The organism is Streptomyces sp. NRRL F-5727, from assembly GCF_000719555.1.
Taxonomy (GTDB): Bacteria; Actinomycetota; Actinomycetes; order Streptomycetales; family Streptomycetaceae; genus Streptomyces.
This window is the reverse complement of record NZ_JOGX01000037.1, coordinates 53,697-65,625: the sequence shown is the minus strand read 5'-3', so window position 1 is coordinate 65,625 and position 11,929 is coordinate 53,697. Positions and strand designations below refer to the sequence as shown.

The following is an 11,929-nucleotide window of genomic DNA, read 5'->3' as shown; positions in this document are numbered from 1 at the left end:
GAGGCCCGGCGAACCCACTCGTGCGGCCCAACGCCCCCCGTCGGACCGGCCCCTACGCGGCCCCCGCGCCCCAGCGCCCGAGGACGGGCTCGGCCAGCGTGCGGGCGGGCACGCACAGGGTCTGTCCGTGCCGGGCGAACAGCTCGTCGCGGGAGGTGAAGCGGCCCAGGTCGGTACGGAGGTGGGCGGAGAGGTCGCAGGCTCCGGAGGCGCCGTCGCAGGCCGCCGGGGTGTCCCAGTCGACGCCGGTACGGGCCACGGCCTCGAAGAGCGTCTCGGCGCCGGTGTTGGCGAAACCGCCCTCCCCCGACGGGCCGGCGTGGTCGAAGAGGCCGGCGATCGGCACCCAGTCGCCGTCCAGCCGAAACTCCGGCCAGGCGAGCAGCACCTCGGCCGGGACGAAGGGCCGCAGCCGCGGGAAGCGCGGGTACCAGAAGGAGCCGTCCACCAACAGCCCGCGCACGCGCGTGGCGGTGCCCAGCGACCGGGCGACGGCCTCCAGGACGGCCATCCGCTGGCTGCACGAGCCGCGGCCGAGCCGCAGGGTGCGGGAGACCCGGCGCCGGTCCTCCACCGAGTAGACGGGCCGGACCTCGGCCGCGAGCAGCCGGTGCGCCGTCCGGAGGCGCTCCCGGTCGGTGCGGTCGCCCCGGGCCGCGGCCTCCTCGCGTACGCGCGCGGTGAAGGCGGCGGTGAGCGGGTGCCCGAGGTCCAGGATCGCGGTCGGCCGGACCGAGCCCGGGGTCGGATCGGCGGCGGGCTCCACGGCGGCGGGGCGGGCGGCCCCGCGGCTCCGGACGGGCATCAGCAGGCGGCTGGTCATGACGGTGCTCCCCCTCGGTCGGCGGTCGTTCGCCGCCGCCATCCTCCTCCCCCGCCCCACGCGCGCGTACGTGGGGCCCCACACGCGCGCGTACGAGGGGGCCACGCGCGCGTGCGGACGGCCCGTCAGCCCGTGCGGAGCCAGCCCGCGCGGTAGGCGTCCCAGTCGCCGGGCTCCTCCGCGAAGTCCACGTACAGGGCGACGCCGAAGCGCTCGCGGCCCGGGTCGGTGCGGCCGAGGCCGAGGCGGACGCCGCGGACGCCGGCGGCGACGGTCTCCGCGTTCTCGTGGTGGCCCAGGTCGTCCTCGTGGAAGAACGGCAGCCCCATGAGCAGGTCGGTGGTCTCGGGGGTGACCTCCAGGGCGAGCGCGGTCTGCTGGGCGACGTACCCGCCGTACAGGCTCTCCAGCGGCATCCAGGTGTCGTACGACATCACGGCGATCTGGTCGACCCGCCGGGCCACCTCGCCGAAGAACTCCTGCGACCACCACTTGCCCTGGTCCGAGAAGAGGCCGAGGGCGGAGTGGGCGCCCGGCAGCGGGTCGATCTGGTGGGCGGCGACGGAGAGCAGCGCCTTCCGCTCCCGGGTCAGCCTCCCCAGGTCGTCGAGGAGGACGAGGTAGTCGGCGTCGCCGGACTGGAGCGGCTCCAGGTCGAAGTGGACGCCGTCGAAGCCCGCGTCGAGGACCTGGCGGGCGGAGGCCGTGACGGCCTTGCGGGAGCCGGCGTCGGAGAGCCGCAGACCGGTCGGGCCGTCGTTGGCGAGGACGTCGCCGAGCCACGCCTGGACCCGTACGCCGGGCAGCTCGCGGTGGACGCCGTCGGTCAGCCACCGCGCGCGCGGGTGCTTGGCGGCGGGCAGGGTGCCGTCGTGTTCGAGCGGGCCCGCGTGCACGTACAGGTCCTTGATCCCGGTGCCCTTCAGCCGCTCGGCGAGCGCCTTCAGGTCGGCGTCCTTCTTCCGGCCGTCCACCCACGCGTGCCCGATCCAGTACGCGTCCCGGCCGCGCGTGCGGGCGTCGTCGCGGAGATCGCCCGCGTAGCTGACGCGCAGGGCGAGCGCGCCGAAGAGCGGCGGCACCACGAGCAGCAGCACCAGCCCCAGGACCCACCAGCGCCCCTTGCGCCACACCCGCTTCAGCCGTCCGTCCATCCGTGCCCCCAGAGCGTCAGGGGCCTCCCCACCCGCCGGAGGCCCTGGTGAAGATCGGCACTGACACGGACGTACGAACGCGGCGGCCGGGTTCCGCCTTGCTCCCGTCCGGTCGCGGGGCCGCATACCCGTACATAACCTCCCTTCTGTGACCCGAACAGCCACCCGAGCCCTGCTCGCGGTGCTGGTGGCGGCGTGGTGGCTGGTCGTGCCCGCCGCGGCCGGCGCCCGCGCCGACGACCCCGTCGTCCTCCCCGCCGACGAGCAGGTCCTCGACCGGGTCGGCGCCCTCGGCGACCGGCGCCCCGAGGTCGCCGAGGCCCTCGACCGGCTCTACGACGACCGCCGGATCCAGCTCTTCGTGGTCTACGTACGGGACTTCTCCGGCCGCTCCGGGCAGGACTGGGCCGACGCCACCGCCGAACGCAGCGGCCTGGGCCGCGACGACGTGCTGCTCGCCGTCGCCACCCACGACCGGCGGTACGGCTACTCCGCCGACCCCGGCTCCCGCCTCACCCAGGCCCAGCTCGACGACGTGGCCACGACCGCGACCGCCCCCTCGATCACCCCCGGCCCCGCCGACCCGGGCGGCTCCGGCGAGACCTCCGCCGCCGACCTGATCCTGCCGGTCGCCCTCGTCGGCGGCGCCGGGGCGGTCGCGGCGTACGCGTACACCCGCCGGCGCCGGCGGACCGCGACCCGCACCACGCCCGGCGGCGGCCAGGGCTGGGGCCGGCCCGCCCGGCCCCCGGAGCCGTCCCTGGAGGAGCTGGACGGGCAGGCCCGCCGGACGCTGGTCGCCACCGACGACGCCGTCCGCACCAGCAAGGAGGAACTGGGCTTCGCCACCGCCCAGTTCGGCGAGGAGGCCACCCGTCCCTTCGAGGAGGCGGTGGGCTTCGCCGAGGAGCGGCTGACCGCCTCCTTCCGGCTGCGGCAGCGGCTCGACGACTCCTTCCCCGAGGACGAGGCCACCCGGCGCTCGATGCTGGAGGAGATCCTGCGCCACTGCGCCGAGGCGGACGCCCGGCTCGACGCGGAGACCGAGGACTTCGACCGGCTGCGGGCCCTGGAGCGGACCGCGCCCGAGGCGCTGGCCGCGGTGGAGACCGCCTTCCGTGAGCAGACCGGCCGGGTCTCCGCCGCCGAGACCGCGCTGGCCGCGATGCGCGGGCGGTACACCGAGTCCGCGGTCTCGCCGGTGTCCGGCGACGTCGAGCAGGCCAAGGACCGGCTCGTCTTCGCCACCACCCACGTCAACCAGGCCCGCCAGTCCGTCGACGGCGGCGACACCGGCTCCGCGGCCGTGCACGTGCGGGCCGCCGAGGGCGCGGTCGACCAGGCGGCCCGGCTGATCGAGGCGGTGGAGCGGCGGGCCCGGGAACTGACCGAGGCGGAGGAGCGGCTGCCGGGCGTGCTCACCGAGACCGACGCCGACCTGGCGGAGGCCCGGGGCCTCCTCGAAGGGACCGCGGCGGAGGGCGCCTCGACGGGCGGGCTGCGGGGCCGGATCGCCCGCGCGGAGGCGGTGGCGGCGGAGGTGCGGCGGGCGGTGGAGGCGGGGCGGTACGACCCGCTGGACGCGCTGCGGCGGATCGAGGAGGCGGACACCGCGCTCGACGCGGCGCTGGCCGGAGCGCGGGAGCGCGAGTCCGGCGACGCGCGCGCCCGCGCCCTGCTGGAGCAGGCGCTGCTGACGGCCCGTTCGGAGCTGGGGGCGGCCGCGGACTACGTCCAGACGCACCGGGGCGCGGTGGGCAGCGAGGCCAGGACCCGGCTGGCGGAGGCCCAGCGGCGGCTGGAGAGGGCGCGGGAGCTGGCGGCGGACCGGCCGCAGGCGGCGCTGGACGAGGCGCGGCAGGCGGACGGGCTGGCCCGGCGCGCGCAGGAGCTCGCCGAGCAGGACGTGCGCCGGTACGGGAACCCGAACGGCTTGGGCGGTGTATCAGGAGCAGGAGGGGGAGGCAGCGGGGGCGGCGGGCTCGGCGGGGCCGTGCTCGGCGGCATCATCCTCGGCGGCCTGTTCGGCGGGGGTTCCGGAAGGGGAGGGGGCGGACGCGGTGGCGGTCTCGGGGGCGGCTTCGGGGGCGGAGGTTTCGGCGGCGGGCCGGGCAGCTTCGGCGGCAGCGGCACGCGCGGCCGGCGGGGCGGCGGCGGCCGCTTCTGATGTCCACGTCCACGACACTTCCTCTCGTACGACCCCGCAAGGAGCAGCGCATGAGCAAGCAGACCGTCCTCGGCCGTGTCACCCAGCTGGCGAAGGCGAACGTCAACGCCCTGCTCGACCAGGCGGAGGACCCGCAGAAGATGCTGGACCAGCTGATCCGCGACTACTCGGGCAACATCGCGGAGGCCGAGGAGGCGGTGGCGGCGACCATCGGCAACCTGCGGCTGATGGAGCAGGACCACGCGGAGGACGTGGCGGCGGCGGCCGAGTGGGGCGGGAAGGCGCTGGCGGCCAGCCGGAAGGCGGACGAGCTGCGGACCGGCGGGCAGGCGGCGGAGGCGGACCGCTTCGACAACCTCGCCAGGGTCGCGCTGGGCCGTCAGCTCCAGTCCGAGAAGGAGGCGCGGACGGCCGAGCCGACGATCGCCGCGCAGACCGAGGTGGTGTCCCGGCTGACCTCCGGGCTGGACCGGATGAAGGCCAAGCTGGTCGAGCTCCGGGCCAGGCGGGACGAGCTGGTCGCCCGCGCCAGGTCGGCGCAGGCGCAGAACACGATGATGGACGCGGTGAAGAGCGTCGACGTGCTGGACCCGACGAGCGAGCTGAGCCGCTTCGAGGACAAGGTGCGCCGGGAGGAGGCGCGGGCCCTCGGCAAGCAGGAGCTGGCCGCGTCCTCGCTGGACGCCCAGTTCGAGCAGCTGGACGCGGCCGGGGACGAGGCGGAGATCGCGGCCCGGCTGGCGGCGCTCAAGGCGGCCTGACGGGCGGCCCGAAGGGCGGCCTGACGGGCGGCCCGAAGGGCGGCCTGAAGCGCGGCCTGACGGGCGGTCTGACGGGCGACCTGGGCAGCTCCCCGGGGCGCCGCTCAGAACATGCTGAGGAGCTGGTCCACGGTGGGTTCCGCCGTGGGCCCGCCGTCGGGGAGGGCCAGCTCGAACCAGACCGTCTTGCCGCGCGGGGTGCGGCGCGAGCCCCAGGAGGCGGAGAGCAGCCCGACGAGCTGGAGGCCGCGGCCGCCCTCGTCGGTGTCCTTGGCGCGGCGGCGGCGCGGCTGGACCAGGCCGGCGTCCCACACCTCGCAGACCAGGGTGCGGTCGCGCAGCAGCCGGAGCCGTATCTCGCCCTCGCCGTACCGCAGCGCGTTGGTGACGAGTTCGCTGACGAGGAGTTCGACGGTGTCCACGAGCGCGTCGAGGCCCCAGGCGGTGAGCTGGGCGCGGGCGAGCTCGCGGGCGCGGCCGACGGAGCGTGGCTCGCGGGGCAGCCGCCAGTCGCCGACGGCCTCGGCGGGCAGCCCCTGGATACGGGCCATCAGGAGGGCGATGTCGTCCTCGCCGTGGCCGGTGTCGAGGGTGGAGAGGACCCGGTCGCAGACGTCCTCCAGGGGTCGGGCCCGGTCGGCGAGGGCCCGCTTGAAGGCGCCGAGTCCCTCGTCGAGGGGGTGGTCGCGGGATTCGACGAGGCCGTCGGTGTAGAGGGCGAGGAGGGAGCCCTCGGGAAGTTCGACCTCGACCTCCTCGAAGGGTTCGCCGCCGACGCCCAGCGGCATCCCCGGGGGCACGTCGAGGAGGAGGGCGTCCTCGCCCGGTTCGACGAGGACGGGCGGCAGGTGACCGGCGTTGGCGAAGGTGCAGCGCCGGGTCACCGGGTCGTAGACGGCGTAGACGCAGGTGGCGAGGTACACCTCGGAGAGTTCGGGGCCGCGGTTCTTCTGCGCCCGGGACTGCTGGGCGCCGATGGGGGCGCCGAGGCCGCGGGCGATCTCGTCGAGGTGGGAGAGGACCTCGGCGGGTTCGAGGTCGAGCTGGGCGAGGGTGCGGACGGCGGTGCGCAGTTCGCCCATGGCGACGGCGGCGCGCAGACCGCGGCCCATGACGTCGCCGATGACGAGGGCGGTGCGGTGGCCGGGGAGTTCGATGACGTCGAACCAGTCGCCGCCGACCTCGGTGGCGTCGGTGCCGGGGAGGTAGCGGCAGGCGATGTCGAGTCCGGCGGCCTCGGGGTCGCCGGGCGGGAGCAGGCTGCGCTGCAGGATGAGGGCCCGCTCGTGTTCGCGGCGGTAGAGGCGGGCGTTGTCGATGCAGACGGCGGCGCGGGCGGCGAGTTCCACGGCGAGGGCCCGGTCTCGGTCGCCGAAGGGTTCGCTGCCCTTGGTGCGGGAGAACTGCACCAGGCCGACGACGGTGTCGTGGGCGACCATCGGGACGGCCAGGGTGGAGTGGACGAGGTCGCCGTCGTCGCCGGGCACGGTCCGGACCCGGCCGGTGCGCAGCGCTCCGGCGGCGGGCGAGTTGAAGGGGTAGCGGTGGACGGCGCCGACCTCGATGGGGACGGACCCGTCGCCGTCGCCGGCCGGTCCGTGGCCCTCGTCGGTCCTGAGCGGGGTGTCGGCGACGGCGCTGGCGAAGGCGACCCGGCGCAGTTCGGCGCTGCCGGCGCCGTAGCCGACGTCGTGGGAGCTGCCCCAGCGGCCGGGCGGGGCCTCGTCGCCGGTGAGGAGCCCCTGGTAGAGGTCGACGGAGGCGAGGTCGCAGAAGCCGGGGACGGCGACGTCGAGGAGTTCGCGGGCGGTGGCCTCCAGGTCGAGGGAGTTCCCTATGCGGGATCCGGCCTCGTTGAGGAGGGCGAGGTTGCGGCGGGCGCTGGCCGCCTCGCGGGCCGCGTTCTGCCGGCGGGTGACGTCGATGCCGAGCCCCGCGACGCCGACCGGGCGGCCGGAGCCGCTGTGCACCCGGTAGAGGTTGATGGACCAGTGGCGGCGGATCCGGGCGCCTGGTGCGGCGCCGGTGATCCGGAGGTCGGTGACGGCGTCCCCGGTCTCCAGGACGCGGCGGAGGGCGGCGGTCATCCGGTCGGCCTCGGGCTTGGCGAGGTAGTCGTGGACGCCGCGGCCGCGGTGGTCGTCGGCTTCGCCGCCGAAGACGGCGGCGAAGCGCTGGTTGGCGCGCTTGACGGTGAGGTCGGTGCCGAAGAGGAGGAAGCCGAAGGGCGATTGGCCGAAAATGGCCTGGGAGGCGGCCAGGTCGGTCTCGATCCGGCGCAGCGCCCGGACGTCGACGACGATGCAGAGCGCGGCCCGCTCGCCGGCCGCGGTCTCGCTCGGCATCACGTACATCTCGGCGATGCCGTGCGGCCGGTCCTGCTCCGGCGCACCGGCGGGGCCGGGGATGCGGAAGGGGACGAGGCCGGTCCATTCGCGGCCGTCCAGGATCTCCTTGACCCGCTGGTGGCCGCGATCCCGCAGCTCGGCGGGCATGAACGCCTCGACGGGGTCCTTGCCGCGGGCCTCCTGGGCGGAGACTCCGAAGAGGTCGGCCGCCCGGGTGCTCCACTGGTCGACGCGCCCGTCGGGCCCGAGAGAGAAGGAGGCGACCCGGATGTAGTCGTAGATCGATCCGGGCGGGCTGCTCTGCCACACGACGCCGCCCGTCGTCCTGGATATCTCGCTCACGCGACCGTCCCCTCCAGCTCACCGCACCGGACCGGCCATGCCCGCAGTATTCAGCACCGGGGCTCCGGCGGCACGACGTCCACGATCACAGGGTGGTCTCGGTCGGCTCGTGACCCGCTCCGGTGATCGTCGTCCCTCTCTCTTTACTCACCAGGGAGAGCCAGCTCGAACCATACGGTTTTCCCGGTGGCGCCCTGCCGGGTCCCCCAGCGGCGTGCGGAACAGGCCACCAGACCGAGCCCGCGGCCCCCTTCGTCGTCGGGTCCCGCGGGCCGCTCGGTGGGCGGATCCGGAAGCGGATCGGAGACCTCCACGAGGAGCGCGGAGTGCCGGGGCGGTTCGGTGGCGGTGCCTTCGGCCCGCAGGATCCGCACGCCGATGGGGCCGGAGGCGTACCGCAGCGAGTTGGTGACCAGCTCGCTGACCAGCAGGACGGCCACGTCCCCCACGGCCGCGTCGACCTTCCAGGAGCGGAGGGTCTCGCGGACGGCGTGGCGGGCGGTGCGCACGGCGTCCGCCTCCGCCGGGAAGTTCCACTCGGCGCGGGCGCCGTCGGTGTCGATCACACGCGATCACTTCCCCAACCGTGGTGCGACAGGAAGAGGATCACCCTCTTCTGAGGGACCAATGGGGACATACCCGGAATTCAGCGCGAAATACCCCTCCGGGGGCGGTCACGGGCGCACGGTGGCACGAACGGCGTAGGGAGGGCGCCGCACGCCGGGTCTAGGGGCGCGCGGCGGGGAGCCTGAGCGCCGCTTCCGCCACCGCGGGGCGGTCCTGGTCGAGCCAGTCCACGCTGTCCAGTTCGTGGCGGGCGAGCCAGCGGAGCTCGTCGTGGTCCTCCAGGGGGCGGGGTTCGCCGGAGCGGAGGCGGGCGGTCCACACCCGCAGGACGTAGCCGGGCTTGAGGGGCCATTCGCCGGGGATCCGCTCGCCGGGCTCGGCCTCGACGCCCAGCTCCTCGCGGAGTTCGCGGACGAGGGCGTCCTCCGGGCGCTCGCCGGGCTCGACCTTCCCGCCGGGCAGTTCCCAGCGGCCGGCGAGGTCGGCGGGGGCGCTGCGGCGGGCGGCGAGCAGCCGGCCACGGTCGAGGAGGGCGGCCGCGACGACGACCACGGCACCGGCCCCGTGGTCGGGTCCGGTGCCGTGGTGGGTGGTGCTTTCGGTCATGCCCGCGAGGGTAGCCGGGGCATCAGCCGGCGGGGGCCGCGCGCTCGACCCAGTAGAGCTGCTTGTGGCCGCGGGCGTCGAGCGTGTCCGCGATCTTCTGGGCCTCGTCCTGGGTCGCGTAGCGCCCCACCCGGTAGCGGTTGCCGTTGTCGTCCTGCCGTATGACGAGCCACGGTTGGACGGCGCCGCTGTCGGTCATCAGGCTTCTCCCTCCGCCGGGCCAGACGTCATCAAGGATCTCCGTGAAACCTCGATCCGCATATGCCCGAGCTTACGCCTGACCTTCACACAGCGGATACGGGTTTTCACCAAGAGATACGGATCGGCCGGGAACCGACGGAAGGAGGCCGAAGGTCACATGCCGGGCGCCGCCCCGGGGAGGGTGGGCACCGGCATGAACACGGGTCCGGCGGCGCGGGCGGGGCCCTTGCGGCAGGCGTCGCCGCAGTCGGCGTCGAGGGAGCAGCAGAGGGAGCAGACCGGGCCGGAACGGACCGGGCAGTCGGCGATGTCGGGCAGCTCGTACGCGGTCTCGCACTCGGCGCAGGTGTGGGTGGCCCGCTCGTCGGCGACGTCGGCCCCGGGACCGTTCACCGGGTTCGGGCGCGCCAGGTAGTAGCGCCCCTTCGTCGCCCAGGCGATCAGCGGGCAGAGGACGAGGGCGAGGCCGGCGGCGATGAAGGTGGAGAACGCCTCGGCGTAGCGGCCGAAGAGGCCGAAGAAGGCGAGGATCGAGACGACGGAGGCCACGGCCATGGCGCCGAAGCCGGCCGGGTTCACCGCGTACAGATAGGCCCGCTTGAACTCGATGTACGGCGGGCTCCAGCCGGCCCGCTTGTTGATGACGAGGTCGGCGGCGACGGCTGCGATCCAGGCGATGCCGACGTTGGAGTAGAAGCCGAGCAGCTTGCCGAGGGCGGCGAACATGTCCATCTCCATCAGCGTCAGCGCGATGGCGAGGTTGAGGAAGATGTACCAGACCCGGCCGGGGTGCCGGTGGGTCGTCCGGGAGAAGAAGTTCGACCAGGACAGCGAGCCGCTGTAGGCGTTGGTGACGTTGATCTTGATCTGGGAGACGATCACGAAGAGCGCGGCGGCGGGCAGCGCGAGGCCGCCGAGCCAGGGCTTCAGCGCCTCGATCTGCGGCGCGATCGGCTCCAGGGCGTGGGTCTTGCCGACCGCCTCCAGGGCGACGAAGGCGAGGAAGGCGCCGCCGAGCTGCTTGGCGGCGCCGATGACGACCCAGCCGGGGCCCGCGGCGAGCACGGCGAGGTTCCAGCGGCGCCGGTTCGCCTCGGTCTTCACCGGCATGAAGCGCAGGTAGTCGGCCTGTTCGCCGATCTGGGCGATGAGCGACAGGGCCACGCCGGTGCCGAGGCCGAAGCCGATCCAGGAGAAGCCGGAGCCGGCGCCCTCGGTGCCGCCGAAGGAGGCGAAGGCGCCCCAGGCGTCCGGGGCCTCGAAGGCGAGGACGACGAAGGGCAGGACCAGGCCGACGAGCCAGACGGGCTGCGTCCACGCCTGCACCTTGGCGAGCGCGCCCATCCCGCGGAAGACGATCGGGATGACGATCAGCGTGGTGACGAGGTAGCCGATCTCCAGCGGCAGTCCCACGGCCTGGTGCATGGCCTGGGCCATGATCGAGCCTTCGAGCGCGAAGAAGATGAAGGTGAAGGAGGCGTAGATGAGCGAGGTGAGGGTGGAGCCGAAGTAGCCGAAGCCGGCGCCCCGGGTGATGAGGTCCATGTCGAGGCCGTAGGTCGCGCAGGCCCGGGCGATGGGGATGCCGGTGAGGAAGATGATCACGGCGGCGGTGAGGATCGAGGCGAGGCCGCTGGTGAAGCCGTAGGCGAAGACGATCGAGGCGCCGATGGCGAAGTCGGCGAGGTAGGCGATGCCTCCGAGCGCGGTGCCGGCCACGGTGCCGGGCGACCAGCGCCGGAACGAGTGCGGGGCGAAGCGGAGCGAGTAGTCCTCGCGGCTCTCGTCGGCGGCGAGCTTCGCGTAACTGCGCCGGGGCGCGGAGTGCGCGGGCGGCGCGCCCGCCCCCGGGGCGGCGGGTTCGCGCTCCGGGGCGGTCGGTCCCGGCGCCGCGGCGGCGGGCGGCTCCGGTTCCGAGGTGGGCGTGGTGACGGTCTCCGCCATGGGGGCTCCTGTCGTCCGACCGGGTCGCGGGTACGGGGCAGGAAACTAGGAGCCGGTTGTGACGGGCCCTCACCGCCCGGCGTTGCCGGGCGGTAAAGCAGCCTGACGTGCCGTTAACTCCCGGTCACGGGGCCGGACACGCCGCTCCGGTCAGCGGACCGGAAGGTGGTACGAGAGGCGGTAGCGGTCGGCGGGGACGACGATGTCGGCGGTCTCCACGGCGAGGCCGGAGGCGTAGAAGGTGCGCTCGACGACCATCACCACATGGCCGGGCACGCCGCCGAGGACGAGCAGCTCCTCGGCGAGGCCGGGGCGGGCGCCGACCTCCTCCACCACGTTGTCCACGACGACGTCGATCGCCGCCATCCGCTCGACCACGCCGCAGCCGCCGAGCGGCCCCTCCTCGGGGAGCATGACGGGGGTGCGGCCGGTGACGGCGAGCGGCTCCCAGGAGGTGGCGACCATCATGGCCTCGCCGCCGTCCCGGTAGACGTACCGCGTGCGCATCACGCGGTCCCCCGGCTCGATGCCCAGCCGGGCGGCGGTCTCCCGGCCCGCGGCCTCCTGCTCGCTGTGCGCGTCCCAGGTGCCGCGCGCGCCCTCGGCGGCCTGCTCCTGCCGGAAGGGCGTGGCGCCGGAGGCGGGGCGGTAGCCGGAGCGGGCGACCCGGCGGGGCACCGGCCGCTCCCGCACGTACGTCCCCGAGCCGGAGCGGCCCTCGACGAGTCCCTCGGCCATGAGCACCTTGCGGGCCTCCAGCGCGACGGTGTCCGACACCCCGTACTCCTCGCGGATGCGCGCCTGCGAGGGAAGGCGGGTATGCGGCGGGAGCGAGCCGTTCGCGATCTTCTCCCGCAGATCGCTCGCCACGCGCAAATAGGCGGGCTGCTCACCGAACGTCACTGGACACTCCCCTCAGGTTGACAGACAGCTACAGCCTGACAACCGACTGTCGCGGTCCGCAAGCATGGGCCAGAGTTTCACCCGAAGTGATGAAGATGAACCACCCCCTCCCG

The 11,929-nt window shown here is 74.6% G+C and carries 10 protein-coding genes; 2 read left to right on the top strand and 8 right to left on the bottom strand.

Annotated features, from left to right (window positions below; all coding sequences use genetic code 11):
• Positions 1-52 precede the first annotated feature (52 nt).
• A complete protein-coding gene (locus IF73_RS0123665) occupies positions 53-823 on the bottom strand; it encodes a transglutaminase domain-containing protein (protein WP_031011389.1) in 771 nt (256 codons plus the stop codon).
• Between the two features lie 125 nt (positions 824-948).
• Entirely contained in the window at positions 949-1,977 is a 1,029-nt protein-coding gene (locus IF73_RS0123660) for a hypothetical protein (protein ID WP_324616100.1), read from the bottom strand.
• A 148-nt stretch (positions 1,978-2,125) separates the two neighbouring features.
• Here IF73_RS0123660 and IF73_RS0123655 point away from each other — a divergent pair, with 148 nt between their 5' ends.
• Entirely contained in the window at positions 2,126-4,144 is a 2,019-nt protein-coding gene (locus IF73_RS0123655) for a TPM domain-containing protein (RefSeq protein WP_031011387.1), read from the top strand.
• A 50-nt stretch (positions 4,145-4,194) separates the two neighbouring features.
• Complete coding sequence (locus IF73_RS0123650) at positions 4,195-4,905, top strand: PspA/IM30 family protein (RefSeq protein WP_031011385.1); 711 nt, start codon at positions 4,195-4,197, stop codon at positions 4,903-4,905.
• A gap of 104 nt (positions 4,906-5,009) precedes the next feature.
• Here the strand turns inward: IF73_RS0123650 and IF73_RS0123645 are convergent, their stop codons facing one another.
• The 6 genes from IF73_RS0123645 to IF73_RS0123620 all read right to left on the bottom strand — a co-directional run bounded on the left by IF73_RS0123645 (position 5,010) and on the right by IF73_RS0123620 (position 11,816).
• Positions 5,010-7,595 (bottom strand): SpoIIE family protein phosphatase, encoded by a 2,586-nt coding sequence (locus IF73_RS0123645; RefSeq protein ID WP_037880218.1) that lies wholly within the window; start codon positions 7,593-7,595, stop codon positions 5,010-5,012.
• 143 nt (positions 7,596-7,738) lie between these two features.
• Entirely contained in the window at positions 7,739-8,161 is a 423-nt protein-coding gene (locus IF73_RS0123640; protein ID WP_031011383.1) for an ATP-binding protein, read from the bottom strand.
• Between the two features lie 160 nt (positions 8,162-8,321).
• Positions 8,322-8,768: a (deoxy)nucleoside triphosphate pyrophosphohydrolase gene (locus IF73_RS0123635; RefSeq protein ID WP_051717197.1), complete on the bottom strand. Its 447-nt coding sequence runs from the start codon at positions 8,766-8,768 to the stop codon at positions 8,322-8,324.
• A 22-nt stretch (positions 8,769-8,790) separates the two neighbouring features.
• A complete protein-coding gene (locus tag IF73_RS40585) occupies positions 8,791-8,967 on the bottom strand; it encodes an SPOR domain-containing protein (protein WP_107049320.1) in 177 nt (58 codons plus the stop codon).
• 155 nt (positions 8,968-9,122) lie between these two features.
• Positions 9,123-10,913 (bottom strand): purine-cytosine permease family protein, encoded by a 1,791-nt coding sequence (locus IF73_RS0123625; RefSeq protein WP_234338324.1) that lies wholly within the window; start codon positions 10,911-10,913, stop codon positions 9,123-9,125.
• 150 nt (positions 10,914-11,063) lie between these two features.
• Positions 11,064-11,816 (bottom strand): GntR family transcriptional regulator, encoded by a 753-nt coding sequence (locus tag IF73_RS0123620; RefSeq protein WP_031011378.1) that lies wholly within the window; start codon positions 11,814-11,816, stop codon positions 11,064-11,066.
• Between the last annotated feature and the right edge of the window lie 113 nt (positions 11,817-11,929).